Source organism: Arthrobacter sp. NPDC092385, from assembly GCF_044755105.1.
Lineage (GTDB): Bacteria > Actinomycetota > Actinomycetes > Actinomycetales > Micrococcaceae > Arthrobacter_D.
In genome coordinates this window covers 33,107-54,060 of record NZ_JBIVQL010000016.1, presented here as the reverse complement: position 1 = coordinate 54,060, position 20,954 = coordinate 33,107, and the positions used below count along the sequence as shown (strand labels likewise).

General features: G+C 61.5%; 19 protein-coding genes and 1 pseudogene. 15 read left to right on the top strand and 5 right to left on the bottom strand.

The window, feature by feature from the left end; translation table 11 throughout:
• Nucleotides 1–10 precede the first annotated feature (10 nt).
• The 6 genes from ACIQCY_RS16105 to ACIQCY_RS16080 all read left to right on the top strand — a co-directional run bounded on the left by ACIQCY_RS16105 (nucleotide 11) and on the right by ACIQCY_RS16080 (nucleotide 5,814).
• Nucleotides 11–472, top strand: a complete 462-nt coding sequence (locus ACIQCY_RS16105; protein WP_158505793.1) for a helix-turn-helix domain-containing protein — start codon at nucleotides 11–13, stop codon at nucleotides 470–472.
• 42 nt (nucleotides 473–514) lie between these two features.
• Nucleotides 515–1,111 (top strand): PIN domain-containing protein, encoded by a 597-nt coding sequence (locus ACIQCY_RS16100; RefSeq protein WP_158505792.1) that lies wholly within the window; start codon nucleotides 515–517, stop codon nucleotides 1,109–1,111.
• Nucleotides 1,112–1,812: 701 nt separating this feature from the next.
• Nucleotides 1,813–2,580: an alpha/beta fold hydrolase gene (locus ACIQCY_RS16095; protein WP_400484867.1), complete on the top strand. Its 768-nt coding sequence runs from the start codon at nucleotides 1,813–1,815 to the stop codon at nucleotides 2,578–2,580.
• On the top strand, nucleotides 2,577–4,373 hold the full coding sequence (locus ACIQCY_RS16090) for a putative bifunctional diguanylate cyclase/phosphodiesterase (protein WP_400484866.1): 1,797 nt from the start codon (nucleotides 2,577–2,579) through the stop codon (nucleotides 4,371–4,373). The genes ACIQCY_RS16095 and ACIQCY_RS16090 overlap by 4 nt, the downstream gene beginning before the upstream one ends.
• A gap of 72 nt (nucleotides 4,374–4,445) precedes the next feature.
• Nucleotides 4,446–5,177: a recombinase family protein gene (locus tag ACIQCY_RS16085; RefSeq protein WP_400484865.1), complete on the top strand. Its 732-nt coding sequence runs from the start codon at nucleotides 4,446–4,448 to the stop codon at nucleotides 5,175–5,177.
• Nucleotides 5,178–5,232: 55 nt separating this feature from the next.
• Nucleotides 5,233–5,814 carry a hypothetical protein gene (locus ACIQCY_RS16080; RefSeq protein ID WP_196597072.1) on the top strand — a complete coding sequence of 194 codons (582 nt, stop codon included), beginning with the start codon at nucleotides 5,233–5,235 and terminating at the stop codon, nucleotides 5,812–5,814.
• Between the two features lie 237 nt (nucleotides 5,815–6,051).
• Here ACIQCY_RS16080 and ACIQCY_RS16075 read toward each other — a convergent pair whose 3' ends face one another.
• Nucleotides 6,052–6,579, bottom strand: a complete 528-nt coding sequence (locus tag ACIQCY_RS16075) for a hypothetical protein (protein WP_158504536.1) — start codon at nucleotides 6,577–6,579, stop codon at nucleotides 6,052–6,054.
• A gap of 201 nt (nucleotides 6,580–6,780) precedes the next feature.
• Nucleotides 6,781–7,533 carry a hypothetical protein gene (locus ACIQCY_RS16070; RefSeq protein ID WP_196597073.1) on the bottom strand — a complete coding sequence of 251 codons (753 nt, stop codon included), beginning with the start codon at nucleotides 7,531–7,533 and terminating at the stop codon, nucleotides 6,781–6,783.
• A gap of 272 nt (nucleotides 7,534–7,805) precedes the next feature.
• Between ACIQCY_RS16070 and ACIQCY_RS16065 the strand changes: the two genes are divergently transcribed.
• From ACIQCY_RS16065 to ACIQCY_RS16045, 5 genes are all read left to right on the top strand, one after another.
• Nucleotides 7,806–8,462 carry a YfbU family protein gene (locus tag ACIQCY_RS16065; RefSeq protein ID WP_196597074.1) on the top strand — a complete coding sequence of 219 codons (657 nt, stop codon included), beginning with the start codon at nucleotides 7,806–7,808 and terminating at the stop codon, nucleotides 8,460–8,462.
• A 113-nt stretch (nucleotides 8,463–8,575) separates the two neighbouring features.
• Nucleotides 8,576–8,746, top strand: coding sequence for a recombinase family protein (locus ACIQCY_RS16060; protein ID WP_158504539.1), 171 nt, complete (start codon nucleotides 8,576–8,578; stop codon nucleotides 8,744–8,746).
• Nucleotides 8,667–8,852: a hypothetical protein gene (locus tag ACIQCY_RS16055; RefSeq protein WP_196597086.1), complete on the top strand. Its 186-nt coding sequence runs from the start codon at nucleotides 8,667–8,669 to the stop codon at nucleotides 8,850–8,852. Before ACIQCY_RS16060 ends, ACIQCY_RS16055 begins: the two co-directional genes overlap by 80 nt.
• A 186-nt stretch (nucleotides 8,853–9,038) precedes the next feature.
• Nucleotides 9,039–9,443: a hypothetical protein gene (locus tag ACIQCY_RS16050; protein WP_196597075.1), complete on the top strand. Its 405-nt coding sequence runs from the start codon at nucleotides 9,039–9,041 to the stop codon at nucleotides 9,441–9,443.
• Between the two features lie 92 nt (nucleotides 9,444–9,535).
• The gene (locus tag ACIQCY_RS16045) at nucleotides 9,536–14,548 is read left to right on the top strand and encodes a helicase-related protein (protein ID WP_196597076.1); all 5,013 of its coding nucleotides are present in this window, start codon (nucleotides 9,536–9,538) and stop codon (nucleotides 14,546–14,548) included.
• Between the two features lie 114 nt (nucleotides 14,549–14,662).
• Here ACIQCY_RS16045 and ACIQCY_RS16040 read toward each other — a convergent pair whose 3' ends face one another.
• A complete protein-coding gene (locus ACIQCY_RS16040) occupies nucleotides 14,663–15,406 on the bottom strand; it encodes a hypothetical protein (protein WP_158504540.1) in 744 nt (247 codons plus the stop codon).
• Nucleotides 15,406–15,702 carry a hypothetical protein gene (locus ACIQCY_RS16035; RefSeq protein ID WP_158504541.1) on the bottom strand — a complete coding sequence of 99 codons (297 nt, stop codon included), beginning with the start codon at nucleotides 15,700–15,702 and terminating at the stop codon, nucleotides 15,406–15,408. The genes ACIQCY_RS16040 and ACIQCY_RS16035 overlap by 1 nt, the downstream gene beginning before the upstream one ends.
• A 762-nt stretch (nucleotides 15,703–16,464) precedes the next feature.
• On the opposite strand from ACIQCY_RS16035, the gene mobC reads away from it, so the two are divergent.
• From mobC to ACIQCY_RS16015, 4 genes and pseudogenes are all read left to right on the top strand, one after another.
• Nucleotides 16,465–16,827, top strand: coding sequence for a plasmid mobilization relaxosome protein MobC (gene mobC / locus ACIQCY_RS16030; protein WP_400484864.1), 363 nt, complete (start codon nucleotides 16,465–16,467; stop codon nucleotides 16,825–16,827).
• A complete protein-coding gene (locus ACIQCY_RS16025) occupies nucleotides 16,824–18,407 on the top strand; it encodes a relaxase/mobilization nuclease domain-containing protein (RefSeq protein WP_158504542.1) in 1,584 nt (527 codons plus the stop codon). Before mobC ends, ACIQCY_RS16025 begins: the two co-directional genes overlap by 4 nt.
• A gap of 3 nt (nucleotides 18,408–18,410) precedes the next feature.
• Complete coding sequence (locus ACIQCY_RS16020; protein WP_400484863.1) at nucleotides 18,411–19,166, top strand: hypothetical protein; 756 nt, start codon at nucleotides 18,411–18,413, stop codon at nucleotides 19,164–19,166.
• Nucleotides 19,167–19,288: 122 nt separating this feature from the next.
• A pseudogene (locus tag ACIQCY_RS16015) lies at nucleotides 19,289–19,884 on the top strand (transposase); the annotation flags it as partial.
• Between the two features lie 18 nt (nucleotides 19,885–19,902).
• On the opposite strand, the gene ACIQCY_RS16010 reads toward ACIQCY_RS16015, so the two are convergent.
• On the bottom strand, nucleotides 19,903–20,940 hold the full coding sequence (locus tag ACIQCY_RS16010) for a methionine synthase (RefSeq protein ID WP_158504544.1): 1,038 nt from the start codon (nucleotides 20,938–20,940) through the stop codon (nucleotides 19,903–19,905).
• Nucleotides 20,941–20,954 lie beyond the last annotated feature (14 nt).

Below are 20,954 nucleotides of genomic sequence, written 5' to 3'. Positions count from 1 at the left end.
AGACCTACTCATGGCTGCTCTTACTGCCATCCAGAACGTTCGAACCATCGACGTCACATCTACTCAAACCGCTGAAGCCAAAGAGGTTTCGCGTCGTTTCAATGAAGTAGACGCCCAGGATCTCACCATCCGCATCGAGTCATCTGCAGGGGAGGCTGTGACTGTGCCTGAAGACCTCAGCAACCTACTACAAACGATCCTCAGACTGGCGGCGTCCGGTCAATCCATCGGTATCACTCAGCTCTCGAAAGCGATGACAAGTGTGGAGGCCGCTAAGACGCTTGGCATCTCTCGGCCGACCTTGCTCAAACTTGCCGCCAATGGAGACATAGCATCACACAAGGTCGGTTCCCACACACGCTTCGATCGCGCCAACGTACGCGCCTTCGCCGAAGCCCGCCTTACCAAGCAGCGTGATTCATTCGATTCGCTGCGCGATTTCGAAGATGCAATGAGCTTCAACCAGGACTGACAATCCTGTTCGAGTGGCCCCCGATGCGCATAGGCTGAGCCCATGCAGCCGGGGGCCACTCTCATCTTCCTAGACACGAGCGTTATCTACCCCCGGACTCTGCGCGACTGGTTCTGTCTACTTTCACTGAACTCCGGGATCGAAGGCATCGACCTCCGGTGGAGCGAAGACGTACTGGCAGAGTTCATTTACAACCGCAGACGTCAAGAGCCTGGTGCGTCGGACGCCCAGATTGGCCAATGGCGACAACGCCTCACGGACTCCTTCCCCAACGCGATTGTCTCCAACTACTCGATCGACCCCATGTTCCTTGCGGGTGAGGACAAGTTCGACGCACATGTCCTGGCCGCAGCCATACATGGACGCGTCGACTATCTCGTCACGTCCAACATCTCGGATTTCGAAGGCTTTGCGGACAGCGTCGAGTTCGAGATCCTGACCCCCGACGACATGTTGTGTCTGATCGAGCAAAGAAGGCCTGATGCCGTCAGCACAGCAACTAAGAAGCAATGCAACTACTGGTCAAAGCGTGAAGGGTCCAAGACCCTTCACGACGCACTAGTCGACTCCGGGGCACCCAACTTCGCTCAAGGCATCCGGAAGCGACTGTCCCAATGGGCGCTCTCCGGTCGGTACTAGCGATCGGTTCGTCCTGGACGTTCAACCCATAGCCGTTACCTGTAGGCGAACCACTCACTGCAGGACCACCATCATCGTCTCACCGTCTCATCGACCTCCGACTCATCTAAGGGTTACGTTGGTCCGAATGAGACGAACCAAATGCGACACATCGATACGAGACTGTCCGACTGAAGAACAACCCCAATCGTGGGCCACTTCTAGCCGTTGGCAAGCTGATTCAGCTGTCCAGTCAAGGGATCGTTTTATGAGGGAACCGCGCCACCTCCGATCGGGGTGATAGTAGGCCGTAGTGGTGAAGATCTGTGCGAGAAACGGTCGCAGTTGGAGCTTCGGAGAATCAGCGTTCGGTCAGGTTTTACCCAGTTTTCTGACTAGCTCGGGGTGCCCGTTGTAGCGTCGGCGAGAAGGGTGTCCACACATCAGTCGCCAGAACGGCTGATCGATTGTGCCGAGGATGTACGTCCTTCTAGCCTGCTGGGGAGTTCGTTCATGCCTGATCGTAAGACTGTGCGAACGTCAGCGGTGGTGCGAACCCTTGTTCGTTGACGGTGAGTGCGTAAGTGCCGATAGCCGCTAGTGGACCCTCGTCCTCACGCCCTCGCTCTCCTCGATTAGAAAGCAGATTTGCTTTGCATGCTGGCGTCTCGAACCTCATAGATCGGCACCACGTCAGATTCAGTGGTCGGCCCGATGGGTCGGTGCTGCTGTTTGCCCATGGTTTTGGGTGCGATCAGAGCATGTGGCATCGAGTCATCCCGTACTTCGAGGACCGGTACCGGATCGTGTCGTTCGACCATATGGGCTCGGGGCTCTCTGACCTGGACCAGTACGATCCCGAGAAGTACTCGACTCTCGATGGTTATGTCGCGGATCTGCTCGCCCTGTGCCGTGAGCTCGACCTCCACAACGTCGTCCTCGTCGCACATAGCGTCGCGACCATGATGGCGATCGAGGCTGCCATCGCGGACGCCGATAGGTTTCGTGGGCTGGTCCTGGTAGCGCCGTCCCCGTCCTACATTGATGATCCGTCCGCGGGCTATGTTGGTGGCTTCACCCGGCAGGACATTGATGGGCTTCTGGAATCGCTGGACAGCAACTACTTCTCCTGGTCCGCCTCACTCGCCCCCATCATCATGGGTAACCCTGATACACCTGAATTGACGGATGAGCTCGAGGCGAGTTTCTGCCGAACCAACCCTGACACTGCACGAAACTTCGCGAGAGTCAGTTTTCTCTCCGACATACGCTCACATCTGACTGCCCTGGCCACTCCGGCGTTGATCCTTCAATGCTCCGATGACATGCTCGCGCCCCCCGAGGTAGGCCGCTACCTGAACGAGCGACTGGCAGTCAGCACGCTCGTCGAACTCGCAGCGACCGGACATGTACCCCAGGCCAGCGCCCCGCAGGAAACAGCACAAGCCATCCTGCAGTACCTGCAGCACCAGATAACAGGCTTCTCATGACGTCGGACACGGATTACGAGCAACTGTTCCAGGAGGCGCCGTCCAGCTATCTGATCACTGATGAGGCGTGGACGATCATCGCGGCCAACGCGAGCTTTCTGACCTGGACGGGGTACAGCAGCGACGAGGTCCTTGGGACTTCTCTTCCCCGGCTGATGCCGATAGGGGACCGTCTTCTCCACTCAACTCACAGTGCACCTCAGATGCAGCTCACCGGAACCGTGTCCGAGGTGTCCCTCGAGATCCTCGACGCGGCAGGACGCCGCCGGGCCGCCCTGCTCACAGCCGTCCGGTCAATTCGTTCCGACGGGCGTGTGGAGATCCGGGTCATCATCTTCAGCGCTCATGAACGCCGTCAGTACGAGCTCGAACTTGTTGCGGCCCGCCGGCGCGCGGAAGAGTCCGAAGTCCGCAGCGTTCGTGCCGAGGCCGGCCTGCAACACCTCGCACTGCACGACTCCCTCACCGGGCTGCCAAACAGGGCGGGTCTGGCGGCCATCCTCGAACGGGACATCGCCGAGCCACTGCCCAGCATGAAGGTCGCCGTCCTGTTCGTCGACCTCGACCATTTCAAGTCGGTCAATGACAGCCTCGGACACAACGCAGGGGATGAGCTACTGAACATCGTGGCGCGGCGGCTCTCCTCAGCCATACGGGATACTGGGACCGTCGCTCGGTTCGCTGGAGACGAATTCGTCGTGATCGAGCAGGTCAGTGCTCTGTCCGATGCGACAGTACTGGCCCAGCGGCTGCTCGAAACAGTAAACAGTCCGATGATTATCGAGGGCCTGGAAGTCATCTGTTCCGCAAGTATCGGCATTGCCCTCACCGATGACCAGGGTGCCGATGCCGATCGGCTGCTGCGGCGAGCTGATATTGCCATGTATCGAGCGAAAGCGCGCGGCCGCAACACCTGGGACGTCCACGACCCCTCCGAGTCCGATCCGGCAGTAAACCGAATGCGCCTCCTCGGAGAACTCCGCCACGGCATCGAGACCGGACAGCTGCGCGTCCACTACCAACCCCGCATGGACGTCGCGACGAGCATCATCAACGGCGTCGAAGCACTCGTCCGCTGGGAACACCCGGTACGAGGCCTCCTACAACCAATCGACTTCATCGACCTGGCCGAGGAATCCGGACTCATCCGTGACCTGGGAGCCTGGGTGCTCAATGAAGCCATCAAGCAGGGCGCCCACTGGAGTACATCGACGGCGGTGCACACACCAATCGAAATCGCAGTGAACCTCTCCGCCCGCCAACTCATCGACCCACAACTCACCGGGATCGTCGAAGCCGCCCTCGCCCGGCACGACTTCGATCCTCATATGCTGACCCTGGAAATCACCGAAACTGCCCTCATGGACAACCCGGCGGTCGCACTCACGGTGCTCACCGCTCTCAAAGCACTAGGCGTAGGCCTGGCCATCGACGACTTCGGCACAGGCTACGCGAGCCTGACCTACCTCAAAGACTTCCCCATCGACGAACTCAAAATCGACCGGTCCTTCGTCAGCGGGCTCGGCAGCAACGACGGTGACAGCGCGATCGTCGCGAGCTGCATCCAGCTCGCCCACGCCGTAGGCATCAGAGCCGTCGCCGAAGGAGTCGAAACAGACAACCAACGCTCCACCCTGATCACCATGGGGTGCGACCTCGCACAGGGATACCACTACAGCAGACCCCTCAGCCCCGAACACCTCACCAACTGGATCACCAGCCACACCCGCGCCACACCCGAAAGCACGTTCACTGACGCCCAACCGATAACCGTCAGCAAAAACATTCACTAACAAGCCCGACAGCTCAACCATGTCAATTAGTGACATGGTCAAAGACTTGTTGTCGGATCATCAAAGGATCCTTTGATCGGACGGACGGGAGAGCTGCTGGCCGGTGTGGATGTTCCTAGAAGCGGCGAGGAATTAGAGCCGTCCTCTCGTCTCAGCAATGTGTCTCACGTCGCGTATTCTCATCAAAGCAGAAAAAAGCCTTTGATGAGCGTCAGGAGCACGAGGATGGGAAGCATCGGGTATGCCAGGGTCAGCACCTTGGAGCAGAACGCAGATCTGCAGCAAGCAGCACTCACGGCAGCGGGGTGCGACCGGATCTTCACCGACCACGGCGTGAGCGGAACGAGTGCCAGCCGGCCGGAGCTCGACAAGCTCCTCGACCACCTACAAAGCGGTGACGAGGTCGTGGTGTGGAAGCTGGACCGCCTGGGGCGCAACACCCGCAACCTGTTGGCCCTCATCGATGACCTGGAGTACAGGGGAGTGCACTTCCGCAGCATCACCGAGGGCATCAGTACAACCGGACCGATGGGTAGGGCCATGCTCACGGTGATGTCCGCCTTCGCGCAGCTGAAGCGTGACCAGCTCGCTGAACGGACCAGGGCCGGTATGGCCGCGGCCGCCGAACATGGGCGGAAGGTCGGCAGACGGGAGATCACGATTGATCACGCGAAGGTCAGACGAGCCCGAGACCTTAAAGCCCAAGGGCTCGCCCCCGCTGACATTGGGAAGATCATCGGTGCCAGCCGAGCGACGGTGTATCGCTACCTCAATCTAGGAGGAAGTGAGGACGTTCCGCAGTGATCGAAGCTTGTACCGCGGACTGCTGACAAAATGGTGGGCTACAGGAAGTGGGGACATGGACCCGTCGTTAGTGAACCAAATGATCGTCGCCATCGCGACCCTAGTCGCATCCATAGGTGGCTACTTGCTTGCAGGGCTCAATGAGCGTCGTAGAGATGAGCGCACCATGCAACGCGAATCACGACTGCGAGTCTTAGATCGCGGAGCTCAGCTTGACGATGGCAGACGGGCGCTCCAGCGCGAGACGATGCTTGCGCTACAAGATGCTGTCCAGGCGATGGCTCGTTTTGCCGGACAGGCAATGCACTTCGATCACATGCAGGCTCGACAGGGGAAATACACTCAACTGCCCGACGCCCTGAGTAACGACATGTTTGTCAACCAAGTCGAGGTCCGTCGTCTCGCGAGCAGGATCCTCGATTCTGATGTTCGTGATGCCGTCGACGGATTGATTGAACTGACAGTACGCCTGACAACGTCACCGAAGGATTTGGAGGGGCTGGTCGGGGATCGCCTGGAAAATGGTGCCTTTGCAAAGTTGGCAAACCTCAACGACGAATACGCCGCAGTGTCAAGGATCCTTGGGGAAGCAGTCCGGCGAGAGATCGCATGGCAGCCGGCAGAGCTAGTGCGGTGAGGCTCAGGTTCCGCGGTTGCACTCTGATCAAGCGCGACAGGGTGCCAGGGCAAGAACGCCGTTGAGGGCGTCCGCTTTCCATGTTTTTACAGCCTTAGAGTTGCGACCGGCCATTATGAGCCGGCACGCAGGGTACTTCGGGGATGTCCCTACGCCAATGAACACGACGAGTCAACGCGACCGTGCTGGCGATTGGAGCTTTGTCGCAGGACGAGCCGACCGGTCGGATGCTGAGCCTTAGGGGGCAGTGTGTGGATGCAAACGTTCAACTTCTTGCAGGATCCCTTCGATATCGTCAGCATCGTCAACGAAAGATACGGTCCCGAAGACTTTGCCTATGCGGTTGAAAGAAAATTCCATACGGACGGCTCGCGAGCGGTCCGTGACCAGGTGCCGCGAGTGCATCTCTCGTCCCTTGTGAAGCTGAACGGACAGCGACGGGTTGATTAGGGCGATGTCCTGACGGAGGAAATCCTGGACCCCCTCACGGATTTTGCCGTGCACGAAGGTTACCGAGCTGACGTTCTCAAGTGCGGGTTTCAGGAGAGCAGCGACGTTCCCTGCGTAAATCTCAGGGTCCGCACCTCCAGCATCGAGCACGTAGGGGTCGATGACATGGAGGTGGTTTGCCGGGAGGATTCGCTTCAGCTCGGACCAAAATTTGGATAGCACGTCGAACAGCGGCAAGTCGGTTGGAAAAGCGCTCTCCTGGATGTACTCCAAGGTAGAGGTCGCTTCCATTCGATCATCGTCGTCTGCGCTCACTTCAGACCCTCCCCATGGCGACCGCGGGACCCAGGTCCGCGGTCGCAGCGATGCCCGAATCGCACACGCACTCATCCGGGCAGAAAAAAACCCGGCCCAACGAGGGACCGGGTGAGTTATACAACTAGCTTATTGCATACTGTAAGACACTGCAACTCGCGCGTGGAGTACAGGGGCATGTGCTGCGATCTACCAGCTGGTCTACCAACCAACCGGGCGAGTGATGGTTCCGACTGTAGGAGGCAACTGGTTGGACGTGAAGTGAGTGGACGCTACCTGCCAGTTCCAGTGATCCGACGTAGGTATGTCCAACTTCGGAATCTGGAGCGCGCCGGCGGTAAAGCCCGTACTGGGGTTGACTACTGCTGTGGGCATGAGGGTTCGAACATGTTCAACGGGGAAGCGGAGGTCGCTGTCGTTCGAGATGATCATGACCGCGTCGACCTGTGCGGTGAGGGCGTCGATGAGCAGGTGCGATGCGACGTTGACGTCACTGCCTTTTTCCTCAGTGTGGAGGTAGGACACCAGGAAGTTGGCGTTCGGCACGTCAACGCCTGCCGCGTCCTTGACCATAATCGGCCACGCCGAGCTGACGAGTTGAGGTTTGTTGTTTTTGCCCCGCACTGCCAGCGGGGCGGATTTGACCTTCTGCTGGTAGTAGCCGCGCTCGACCTTGTCCGCTGAGCCACTACCGAGCAGGGCTTTGATGTATGCGTCCTGGTGCTGAGATCCGGTTGGATCAGACGCGGCGCTGATGGGGGCGGTGCAGTACACCAAGCGGTCGATGGTCGCGTTGCCCCAGATGGCTGCACCATTCCAGCCCTGCGCAGTGGCCCTGTGCAGGTAGGTGTTGATGACGGCCTCCGAGAACGCCCGTACGTCGAGCCACCTCCACCCCTGGGTAGACGCGCCACAGTGCCCCTTGCCCCCGTAGTACAGGTTGAACGCATCCACGTACACCCCAACTCGCATGCCAACACCCTTCACCTGAGAAGACCTTCAGGCACACCTTGCATGCCGTCCTCCTACTGTAGGGCTTGCGCCTGTAATTACGCAAGCGCATACTGTCTTACACGTACACAGCGGTTGTTCATTGAAGAGGTGCAGGAATGGCTACAGTCACTATTCGGTTGGATGAGAATCTTCGGGATCGTATTTCTGACGAAGCGGAAAGCAAAGGGCTTACTGTCAGCACTTATATCCGCAACGCATTAGAGAACCATCTGATGTTCGCTCAAACGGAGGAGCTTGAGAGTCCTCGCCCTCCTGACACCGACGACATTGATCTCTCGCCCTTCCAGCGCAGGGTTTTGGTGCACCTACACCGGGCGGTGATGGCTGCTCAAGGGAACCTCTCCGCGGAGTACTACGACGTTGAGGAGGAGGTGCGGCAGATTCAGATCCTCGAGCACGGGTTCGAAGGCGACTACTCCGATGAGTTTGCCGGCATCAACCCGCCGATGTCCCGCGCCCAGTGTGAGTTGGTATGGGACATCCTCGACATGTTCCGCATCATCAACGCAAGCGTCGATGCCCTCGGCACCGAGGAAGAGAATGGATGGAGCAAGCTCGGTATCAATCAGCGGTATGGATCCTTCCGCGGATTCGACGCCAACCACGCAGTAGAGCATCGGTTGCTTAGTTACACGAGATTCCTGGTCAAAAACGGCCGATGGGAAGAGCAGGCACACTTCATGAACAGCCGGGAGAGGGGAAACTCTCACAGACAGATGATTCCCACCTACCGGTCGATGCTCAGTGTCTTCAAGCCGATCTGGAGTCAAACCGTGAAGAGCGGGACTCGGTGGCACCTCACGGAAGACAACCTCCGAACAGTTTTCATGGAGGTCCCAGGAGCAGGCCCTGATGATGACGATGACTAAGCACAGTCTCCCTTGGGGTCACTAGAACAACTACCACTAAAGCTGGCCATTTCATCAGGAGCGGACCACGTTCATCATGTTCCAATCACTCACCGCGGGTATCGGGTCGGTTGATGTCCGACATCATAGCCAGCGTCGCGGAGATGGAACGCGAGCGGATCCGGGAGCGTACGAAGGCCGGTCTCGCTGTCGCTACAGGGAAGGGTGGCCGCCCGCCGCGCCTCCAGCCTCACGTCGTCGTGGAAGCGCGACGACGTGAGGCTGGAGGAGAAGTGGACTGTTGAAGCCATCGCGAAGAGGGTCAAGGTTCACCGCTCCACCATCATTCGTGCACTGCGCACCGATGGACTCGCCGGCACCGGATACAAGGGACAACGAAGTGGTGATTAGAGGACTGAGGCTGGCGTCTGTGAACCCTTCCCGGTGAGTGGTCGGGCGCTGGGTACGGTGGGGGCAGTATTCCACCGGCACCAGGGGGACCGACGATGGCGCGATCGCGCAAGCGCAACCAGATTGATGGACAAGCAACTCTCGACCTAGACGCATTTCTTTTCGCACCACCAGAGGAGGTTCTCGATGAACAAGTACGGCAAGTTCGCGCAGGAGACGTGGAGGATGACCGCTCCGTCGCAGTACGCCCTGATCCCGGACCCGGACGAGTGGTTCCGGAAGCTGGGGGAGGAAGCGATGAACCAGGTAGGGGAGCTGCAGTACCAGATCGCGGGACCGGATCCGGAGGGCGAGACGTACCTGGAGAAGGTGGGCCGGCTGAACGCCTCGAGGACGCAGGCCGAGGAGATCGTGCGGACGGAGATGTTGACGCCGGACGTGATGGAGACGGAGGGCGACGACTCGGACGAGGACCTGCCGGAGTCGACCAGATTGATGCACGAGATTCTGCAGTCCTTCAACCACGGGTATCAGGAGGACTTGGAGACGCTGAGGTCCGAGGAGTTGGACCAGAACAGCCAGCGCCCGTAGTACCAGCTGCACTCGAGGGCCGCTTCGTTCCTGCGCGGCAGGATGATCTTGCCCCGTCGGGTGCCCGTGCGCGATTCCAGGCCAACGTCGCTGTGCTGCGCGTCCTGCGCGAGCTGCAGGACCAGGATCGGGCAGCCACGGTGCAGGAGCGTGCCGTGCTGGCCCGGTGGGGGAGCTGGGGTGCCACAGGTGTGGCTGAGGTGTTCGATGAGACCCGGACGGAGTACGAAGCTGACCGCGCCGAGCTGCGCGAGCTGCTGAGCGAGAGCGAGTACCGGGCTGCGAACCGAACCGTCATTAACGCCCACTACACCGACCCCGCCCTCGCCACGGAACTCTGGCAGACCCTGAACACTCTGGGCTTCACCGGCGGCCGCGTGCTCGAACCGGGATCAGGTGCGGGCACCTTCATCGGCCTCGCGCCCGAAACCGTGACCATGACCGGTGTGGAGCTGGACCCGATCACCGCGGGAATCTCTCAGGCCCTCTACCCGGACGCCGACATTCGCGCCGAGTCCTTCGCTGACACGCGCCTGCCGACTGGATACTTCGACGCTGCCGTCGGCAACGTCCCGTTCGCCAAGACCAGACTGCACGACCCGCGGCACAACGCGGGCAACCACTCGATGCACAACCACTTCATCATCAAGTCACTCGACCTCACCCGGCCCGGTGGTGTCGTCGGCGTCATCTCGTCCGCGTTCACGATGGACGCCCAAAACCCGGCAGCCCGCCGCGAAATCTACGAGACGGCCGACCTGCTCGGGGCGGTTCGCTTGCCGAGCGGTGCGCACCGTCGCGCCGCCGGCACCGACGCCCTCACTGACGTCCTGATCTTCCGCAAGCGGCTCCCGGGTGAAGAACCGATGAGCCCGCAGTGGCTGGAGTCACGCGTCTTGTCCGTAGGTGACAGCCAGGATGCCGCGCAGGACGTAATGCTCGACGCGAGCCAGGACGTGGCCCGGATGAACGCCTACTTCATCGAGAACCCGCAGCGGGTACTGGGTGAGCCCATGGTGGGCAACGGCATGTACGGGTCAGCCACCCTCACTGTGCGCAACGAGGATCTGTCCGCCGTACCGGAGCAGCTGCACGACCAGTTGCAGGATCTTGCCCTCACCGCCGTCGACGCCGGCAGGGGAGTGGCAGAACGTGAGCCAGGGCAGATCATCGAGTCCGTCGCCATCGTCCCAGCAGGCAAGCAGCTCCAGGCCGGACACATCATTTCCGAACCGGACGGCACCTTCCGCCAGGTCGACACCGATGGATCAATCGCCCCGTTGAAGGTCCCCGCAACCCAGGCGCGCGAACTGCGGTCCCTGCTCCGGCTCCGCGACCTCGCCCGCTCCGTGCTCACGCTCGAGGCGAGCAACGTGGAGGACACCCCGGAGCTCGCCGCCGAACGCGCCAACCTGCGCGATTCCTACCGCACCTACGTGGATTCCTTCGGCCCGATCAACCGATTCACCGAACGTCGCACCGGCAAGGTCAACGACGCCGGCGCGGACATCATGGCCAGGGTGACGCCGAAGGCAGTGGCGCTGCTGCGCATCGACCCCTTCGGGCCGATCGTCCCTGCTCTGGAGCGGTTCAACGAGGCCAGTCAGAAGGCGACCCCGGCAGCGCTGCAGAACGAACGCCAGGTCCAGCCGCGCCAACCCATCCGAGGCGTCGACACCCCGGCTGAGGCCCTTGCGGTTACTCTGGATGCCCGAGGCGACGTCGACCTCACCGAGATAGCCAACCTGCTCGGCGTCGACCCAGCAGCGGCCAGGGACGCACTGGGGGAGCTGGTCTACGACATCCCCGGCGAACCCGGCGTCATGGAAACCCGGGCCGAGTACCTCAGCGGCAACATTCGGGAGAAGCTCGACGTCGCCACGGTCGCCGCGGCCGAGGACGAACGGTTCCTGCGCAACGTCGAGGACCTGAAAGCGGCCATGCCGCTGCCGTTGGGCGCGGATGAAATTGAAGCCCGCATCGGCTCCATCTGGATCTCGGCCGACGTCCATCAGGAGTTCCTGCAGACCATCACCCGCGACCCGCGGGCACGCGTCGACCGGGTGACCGGCGCGAACTGGGACGTTCAGGCAAACAGGCACAGCTTCCTGGCCCGCAACGACTGGGGGACCGAGCGGATGCCGGCGGGCGAAATCTTCAAGTGCCTACTCGAACAGAAACGCGTGCAGGTCACTGACCCGGACCCCGATCCCGAGAGCCAGCGACGCATCCTCAACCCTGTCGAGACAGCATCGGCTCAGGAGAAGGCCCAGTTGATGCAGGACCGTTTCGGGGAGTGGGTGTGGGAGGACGCAGACCGCGCCATCGCCCTCACCGACGAATACAACCGTAGGTTCAACTCGCTTGTGCTGCGCGACTACACCGTCGAAGGTGAACGCCTGACCCTGCCCGGGCTCAAGAAGGACTGGACTCCCAAACCCCACCAGCGTGCCGCCGTGGCGCGCATGATTTCCGAGCCGTCGGTGGGACTCTTCCACGAGGTCGGAGCAGGCAAGACCGCTGAGATGGTCATGGGTTCAATGGAGCTGCGGCGACTCGGCATGGCGCGCAAGCCCGCGATCGTCGTACCTAACCACATGCTCGACCAGTTCGCCCGCGAATGGCTGCAGATCTACCCCCAGGCGCAGATCCTCGCCGCGTCGTCCGCCGACCTCGCCGGCGACAAGCGCCGACAGTTTGTGGCGCGTGCGGCCGCGAATGACTGGGACGCAGTGATCATGACCCGCACCGCGTTCGAGCGCATCCCGCTCTCTGCCGAGTCCGAGTCCGAGTACCTCACCCGTGAGGTTGACCGGAAGCGCCAGGAGATTCTGGCGGCGAAGGAACGAGCCCTCGCAAGCGGCAACAAGGCTATGAGCGTCAAGAAGCTGGAGTCACGCCTGCAGGCCGATGAGGAGAAGATTAAACGGCTCCGCGAGACCCCCGCCGACCCGGGCATCACGTTCGAGCAGACAGGCATCGACTATCTGGTCGTGGACGAGCTGCACGACTTCAAGAACCTCTCGACCGCCTCCAACATTCAGGACGCGGCAATCGACGGGTCCAAGCGTGCATCGGACCTCCACGCGAAGGTCGAGTACCTGCGCAGCGTGCACGGTGATCGGGTGATCACCGGCGCTACGGCGACGCCGATCGCCAACAGTGTCACCGAGATGTATGTGATGCAGCGCTACCTGCGTCCTGACCTGTTGGAGAAGGCCGGCATCAACGACTTCGACACGTGGGCTGCGACCTTCGGTCAGGTCGTCACCGAGATGGAGATGACCGTCGCCGGCGGTGACAGCTTCAAGATGAAGGAACGGTTCTCGAAGTTCCAGAACGTGCCCGAGCTGCTGAAGATGTTCCACACCTTCGCGGACGTGAAGACCGCCGAGGACCTGCAGCTGCCCGTACCCGACATCGAGGAACGTGAGGACGGCAGGCGCCTGCCCCGCATGGTCACCGTTGAGCCGTCCATCGAGCTCGAGGCGTACATCGCGGACATCGCAGACCGCGCCGAGAAGATCCAGGCACGTCTGGTCGACCCGACCGAGGACAACATGCTGAAGATTTCCAGCGACGGACGCAAAGCCGCCCTCGACATGCGCCTGGTCGACCCGGAACTCGACGCCCTCGTCGGAGCCACGAAGATCAGTGCGACCGCGGACCTCGTGGCCAAGGTGTACGAGGAGACCAAGGACCGCGTCTACATCGACCCGGAAACGAAAGATACGCACCCGACACCGGGCGCCCTGCAGATCGTGTTCTGCGACCTCGGCACTCCCTCGGACAAGTGGAACGTCTACGGGCAGCTGCGTGAGGACCTGGTGCAGCGAGGCGTGCCCGAGCACAAGGTGCGCTTCGCGCATGAGGCGAAGAACGACGCCGAGAAAGGCCGGCTCTTCGAGGCCTGCCGAACCGGCGACGTCGCCGTGCTCATCGGATCGACACAGAAGATGGGTACGGGTACGAACATGCAGGCCCGCGCCGTGCACCTGGTCGACCTCGACGCACCATGGCGGCCGGCCGACGTCTCCCAGCGTCATGGCCGCATCATCCGCCAAGGCAATCAGAACCCCGAGGTCAGCATCTCGCAGGTAGTCACCAAGGGATCGTTCGACACCTTCATGTGGCAGACGCTGGAGCGCAAGAGCAAGTTTATCGACCAGATCATGCGCGGCCGACTCGATGTCCGCGAGATCGAGGACGTAGGTGACAACACTCTGTCCTTCGCGGAGGTCAAAGCCATCTCCAGCGGTAACCCGCTCATCTTGGAGAAGTCCAAAGCCGATCAGGAACTTACCCGCCTGCAGCGCCTTGAGCGCGGCTGGCACCGCAACCAGGCAGCGCTCAGCCGGCGCAAGGACAGCGCAATTGTCCGAGGCAAAGCACTCGTCGCGGAACTGCCTGCACTGAAGGAAGCAGCTGCGCGTACAACGCCCGACGTCGGCGGTGATGCCTTCCGCATGACTATCAACGGTAGGACCGTCGATAAGCGCACGGACGCAGTGGAGGCGCTGCGCACGTGGGCGGACAGGAACGCAGCAGGACGACCCCCTATTCAGGGGTCGAAGGATCTTGGTGTGATGGCCTCGATCGGCGGTCATGACATCAGGTTCGTCCAGGGCCAGGCGAACATGGTTGAGATGGGTGCGTCCCGCGTCGAGTTGCAGATTGAGGGTGCGCCGGGCGTCGCGGTGGACCTCAAGCGCAATGATGCTCTCTTCCCGACTGTGGGTGTGATCCAGCGCCTCGAAAACCAGGTCACGCGACTGCCTGATGAGGTGGTGAAGCGTGAGCGTCAGCTGGAGGAAGCGCGCCAAGAGTACCGGGACGCAGCGAACGCCCTAAAGCAGCCGTTTAAGCACACAGATGCCCTCGAGAAGGCCAAGTGGGAGGTGGAGCGAATCAGCCGTGAGATGCGTGGAGAAGACGCCGCGCAAACGACGCTCACTCCCGAACTGGAGGAATTGAAGCGGCATATGCGGCGGGCGTTCCCCAACCCACCGAAGCCCGGCCAAGCTCCTGATGAACCCTCACGAAAGCACCGCGACAACGGCGCATCAGGACCGAGATTGAACCGCGACAGTGGGATGGAACGCTAGGTAGTGCTCAGCGAAGGGGCGGGTCCTACCAATGGTAGGACCCGCCCCTCATGCGTTTCTGTGCACACGTTGATCTTGGGGGTCGCGAGCTGACGTCCGGCCCGATCCAATCGTTCAACTTTCGGTCGAAGCTGCATGGCGAGCCCGCCATCCCCGGATCTTGGCTTCCAACCGTGATTGGCGGCGCTCCTGTTCGAAGTGGCCGTCATAGCTCAGCACCGACAGTGCGTTTCCATCCATGAGCCGTCCGAGCTTCTTGTCGATCTCGCGAGTCGCTTTCGCGAGGTCGTGCATCCCTCGGATTTCCAGCCACAACCGGCTCTCGAAGAACTCCCAACTCAATGTCGTCTTGAACTCGAGACGCTTCTCGCCAATACCTGCATAGGTCACCGTCGCGGCGTGTTCGCTGGGGAGACCTGAGTCATGACGAGCGTTTCCTGAGTCCCAGAACGTTCGCCATTCCTGGCCGGGTGCGAGGACATGGATGGTCTCAGGAATCTTGACTTGCTCGAGCTTGTCGCCTGCATGCGCTGCCCGCTCCGGATGGGGATCGATCGATACCTTCACATCCTGGGCCGCAGTCGTCCCGTAGTTCTTCACCACCAGGTCGATGAACATTCCACCGGCGCGGCTCTCCTCCATTGTCACCACGACGTAGGGCTGGGCTTGCTCGGTCAGAAGCTCACGTTGTAGCTTGCGTGTTTCGTCGGCATCCTTCGCGCCGTTTGTCAGTTGCTTCTGCGCGTTGTCTAACTGTCCCTTCGCGTAGAAGACGGCGACGACGGCAACGACGAACGTCAGTATCGCGGCACAGGCCCTGACCCAAGTCGCGATCGCTGCCGAGGTTGCGGGATCCATTAAAGTGCGCCCCCGGAGGATGTTGCAGGAGAATCCGACGTCGACGAGGAGCGCCGTGCTCGGCGCCTAGCGACTCCGCCGGCCTCGAGCCCGAGCTTCTTCAGTTCGTCTTCACTCCATCCGTCCTTCGTTGCCCGGACGTATGCCTTCTTGTCTTCCCGCTCGGCTTCCGCGAGTTGCTCGCGCAGCTCGTCTACGCGCTTCCGGGCAATCACCAGATCGGTGACCGATTCGATGCGCGAGTCGAGGAGTTTGCGCGCTTGGTCTTTGGTGGTTTCAAGGTCGATGGTAGCCATGTCTTTACCCTAACGTCGTGCTCGGACGTGCGTCACGAGGCACAGCTTTCATCGGCCAGCAGGGTAGTCGTGGAGGTACCCGTTAGCAGGGTTGTTGAACCAGTCTTCGATGTCGCCGGAGTCGTACCGGACCGTGTTTCGCCCTAACGTGAAGTAGGACGGTCCAATGTTCGCTCGGCGCCACTGAGCAAGCTCCTGGCTTGTTACGCCGTACAACTCAGCCACGTCCTTCGGTGCAATCATCGTGCCCACCATGAGTCCCTCTTTCATCTTTGCCCCCGTTCCTTTCGGCAACGCCGTCATCACTTGGACGCGAAGTGAATTGGCAAGGTGGAGAGGTCGGACCGTGGAATACCGGAGCGGAGCGAGGATATGCCGCGAAAGCCGTCCTCGGAGCCTTGCCAAGAGAAGGGCGGACAGTACATTCACAAGCAGAAACGGAACGGCGCAGCCGTGAGGGTCAATCCAGACGCGCAGCGTCTACCGAAAGCTCGAACACCACCCGGAACAGACCGTCACGAAAGAGCGTTCACAACCACCTGCGGAGCAAGCTATGTGTTTATGTGCCATAAACGCGGATTCCGCTGGCGCCTGCGGCTGGGCGGTGACACACTCGGGGTGTGGAGCCTCCGTTGGAGGGGCGCTGCGCTGGGCCTGAGGATTAAGGGCGGGGGAGTCGTGAGCGAAGGAAGCGAGCAGGAGTCCGCTGAGAACACTGCGTCGTCCCCGGGGGAGACGTCAGGACGTACCACGAGGCAGCACGTGTGGTCTTCCCGGCGCAAGCGCATCGAAGGTAAGACCGTGTACGTGCGGGTCTCGATGTCGGAGATGGAGCGTGCGCAGCTGCTGCAGCTCGAGGCTCAGACAGGTCTATCGCCGTCCGCGATCCTCGTCGACGCCTCTCTGGGATCCGGGGACCCGGCTGTGCTCACGGTGAAGAAGCAGGAGGTTGTAACTCTGCTCGAAATTCGTCGCTTGATCGCGACGGCAGCCAACAACATGAACCAGATCGCTCGCCATGCGAACGCAACCGGTGAGGTCAAGGAGTACGCTGCTGCAGCGATGCAGGAGACCCGCCAGCTGATGCGCCAGATCGAAGCGAAGATGTACGAGCTGAAGCCATGATCCCGAACATCACCAAGGGCTCCCGCACTGTCGGTCTGATGAAGTACCTGGTCGGCCCGGGGAAGAGCAACGAGCACACGGACCCGCACCTTGTGGCCGGCAGCCCGACGATCATGGCCTGGTTCGGAGACGCGCAGCTCAACGACCAGTCGGCGGTTCTCGCGGCACAGGAGATTGACCTCAACAAGCGGGTTAGCGACGTCGAGATGGACCAGCACGTCTGGCACTGCTCACTGTCACTGCGTGCCGACGAGCGTCCTGTCAGTGACCGCGAGTGGGCGGACATGGCAGAGAAGTTCATGGACGACATGGGGTTCACCGAGACGAGCGGGAAGGCCGCGTGCCAGTGGGTCGCCGTGCACCACGGCACGAGCACCGCCGGCAACGACCACATCCATATCGTTGCCTCCCGCGTCCGTCAGGACGGCACGAAGTGGAGTGACTGGTCGGACTTCCCGAAGGCGCAGACAGCCGCCCGGAACCTCGAGAAGCAGTTCGGTCTCATCGAGCTCGGACAGCACTCCGAGAGGGGTCTGAAGCCAGCCGAGCAGCTTGCCGACCGCCAGGTGGGAGGAGCGAAGGAACCAGCCCGTCACCGCCTCGAGCGGACTGTTCGCTCCAGCGCCGTCGCCTCCACCTCCGAGGCTGAGTTCGTGCGCCGGCTACGCCGCCAGGAACTGCTCGTCAGTGCCCGCTTCGCTGACGGCGGCCGTTCTGTTGTCACCGGCTACTCCGTGGCTGAACGGCCACCGGCGGGGATGGACCCGGTGTGGTTCGGCGGCGGGAAACTCGCGAAGGATCTGACCCTTCCGGCGCTGCGTACGGCGTGGGCTGACACCCCGGAAGCGTCGCAGGAAGCAGCCGAGGAATGGTGGGCAGCTAAGCGCCACCAGCGGATCGTGCACCGTGACGCCGCGGACATGACACGAGGTGCCCGGGTGTCGATGATCGGCGGTCACGCCGTCGATGAGGTCGCCGCGCGCAAGCTCGCACTGGATCTCGCGAAGGCCCGTCAGACAATGGCGTCCGTGGCCCCCGGCGATCACCAGACGTGGGCACACGTCGCGCGTGAAGCATCCGGTGTGTTCGGTGCCTGGTCGAAGGCCACCGAGCCCGAGCCGGGACCGCTCGCGCATGCCTCGCGTGTCCTGGCGCGATCCGCACACCGGTCCGGTGTCACCATCAGCGAACCGGTGAACCCACCGCTGAGGATGGCAGGCACAGCCGCCTTCCTGCTCGCCGCATCGACAGCACCGTCACCGGTCGCTCAGGCGATGATCATGCACCAGATGCTGCGCACCATGAGAGCCCTGCACAACATGCAGCAGAGCAACAAAGAGCTGCGCGAGGTGCAGCTGCTGAACGAGACCGTCAGCAAACACCTGAGCCTTGTGGCCGAGCCGTTGCCGGAGATTGTCCAGCCGCGTCTGGCAGCGCCGCAGCCGGCACCCGAGCCGGCGCTCGGTGTACCGCAGAAGGTTGTCCCGGAACTGACCGAAGCCCAGCGTTCACGCATGACCGCACGACGCAATCAGAACGCCCTGAACGCCGGCAAGCACGATCGAGAGATGGGGAGATAGATCATGCACGACAACACACCAGACGGTGCCGACGGGATGTTCCGTCCGCAGCTGCAGTCGGCCATGGCCTTGGCAGGGCGATTGAGCGAGATGCTCGCCCGCCAGCGGGCCGAGCGAAACGAAGAAATGGTCAGGGCCGAGGGTGCCAGACGTCAGCAGCTCGAGGAACGGTTTGAAGCCGAACGGGCAGTGATGCGCACTCAGCTCGGCGCCGTTCACCAACCCCAGTTCTGGGAAGGGGCTAGACCTGAGGACATCGCTGCGCAGTACGCCCTGGCGCAGCAGTGGGAGCCGTTCGACGACATGGCACGGTTGTCCCGTGAGCACATTCACGACGAGATCCGCACCAGGTACAAGCTGACGCCCGAGGAGTACCTTCAGGCCAACGGCTCACCGGAGGTCGAGCAGGCCGGTGAGCAAGTTGATCGAGCAGCACAGCGCGATCACACCGAAGCAGAACAGCAGGCCGCGGCCGTCGTCAGCGGCGACCTGCAAAACGACGTCGACGCCCAGAACGCAACCGCCAACGCGCAGCAGCTGTGGGACTCCGGCGACCGCCGCGCCAAGCTTGCCGACACTCTCATGGAACGAACCGGTGATACCCCGATCGGTCGGGAAGCCGTCGCCGCAGCCCTCGCCACCGACCTCAGCAACGGCACACCACCCTCAGCCGCGGTGAAGGGCCGTGTGATCGCACAGCGACGATCTAAGACGGCCGACATCGGAAAGGCCAAGTCACGGGACTTCGGCCGCGGATAGCGCCCTGCAGAACCGAAGGAAATGGAAGAGGGAGGGACAGCCGGTTTAACTGCTCCCCGGAAGTTGGACTGAGAAATTCGGTGTCGACTCCCGGGGAGCAGTTTTTATGGATGCACTCCCGCAACGCGTTCCCCGTCATGGATCCCTTCCACGTCGTCCGCTTGGCAGGCGATGGGCTCGACCGGTGCCGGCAACGCATCCAACAAGTGACACTCGGGCATCCGGGTCGTGATGGGATCCGCTCTACCGGGCCCGCCGAACACTGCATACCGGCGCCGACCTGCTCACCGAGAAGCAGACCATGCGTCTCTACGCTGTCTTCTGGACCGAGGATCACCTCGAGGTGGAGGCGACGTGGGGGATCTATCAGCGGATCGTCACCGCGTACCGGGAACCCGACAAAAAGAAGGGAAAGGAGCTGATGCGGGCCGTCGTTATATCGGTCACCGCCGGCGTTCCAGCGGCCCTGGTCGAGATCTGCAGGGTCGGCCGGACCCTCAAACAATGTGCCGGTGATGTGCTCGCGTTCTTCCACCGGCCTGGCACCAGCGATGGGCCCACGGAAGCGATCAGTGGACTGCTCGAGCACCTGCGCGGATCAGCCCTCGGGTTCCGGAACCTCACCCATTACATCGCCCGATCGATGCTCGAATCAGGCGGCTTCAGACCCTACTTACACTCTCATTTACGATGGACCCCAATGACCTTTCCCAAATAGTCAATCAGTGATAGAGGGTCAGGACCGTTGGGCGGTAAGCTCGGCACGCACGATGTCTGCGCCCGCCGTTAGTGCGCTTAGCTTTTCGAATGCGACGTTCCGGGGTAGCGGTGCCATACCGCAGTTCGTGCTGGGAATCAGTTTGTCCGGCCCGACGAATGTGAGAGCCGCCCGGAGGGTATCGGCAACTTCCTCAGGGGTTTCGATCGTCTCGCTCGCCACATCAATGGCTCCGAGCATGACTTTCTTGCCACGGATGAGTTCAATGAGATCCATCGGGACATGGGAGTGGTGGCATTCCAGCGAGACGATATCGATGGACGACTGCCGTAGGAGTGGAAACGATTTTTCGTACTGCCGCCACTCTGGCCCGAGGGTCGCCTTCCAATCGTTGTTCGCTTTAATCCCGTAGCCGTAGCAGATGTGCACGGCTGTCTCTGCACGTAGTCCTTCTGCCGCTCTTTCCAGCGTGGCTACTCCCCAGTCCTGTACCTCCTCGTGAAAGACGTTGAATGCGGGTTCATCGAACTGAATGATGTCAACGCCTGCTGCCTCGAGCTCCTTCGCTTCCTCGTTGAGGATCGTCGCGAACTCCCACGCCAGCGCTTGTCGGCTTTTGTAATGGCGGTCGTAGAGTGTGTCGATCATTGTCATCGGTCCGGGGAGCGTCCACTTGATCGGTTGATCGGTCTGTCCGCGCAGGAACGTCGCATCCGCGACGAACACGGGTTTGTCACGGCTTACGGCACCGACGACGCTTGGCACGCTCGCGTCGTATCGATCGCGGATCCGGACGGTCTCGCGCTGCTTGAAGTCGACCCCGGTGAGATGTTCAATGAACGTCGTGACGAAATGCTGACGCGTCTGTTCCCCGTCGCTGATGATGTCGATGCCGTGTCGGTGCTGCTCGTGGACGGCGCTGCGGAGGGCATCCTGCTTACCTTCGACCAGCGCGCCGTCGCGTAACTTCCACGGGGACCACAGAGTCTCTGGCTGCGCGAGCCATGATGGTTTCGGCAAGCTGCCGACGATAGCGGTGGGGAGAAGTGTGTTCATTTTGATGCCTTTCG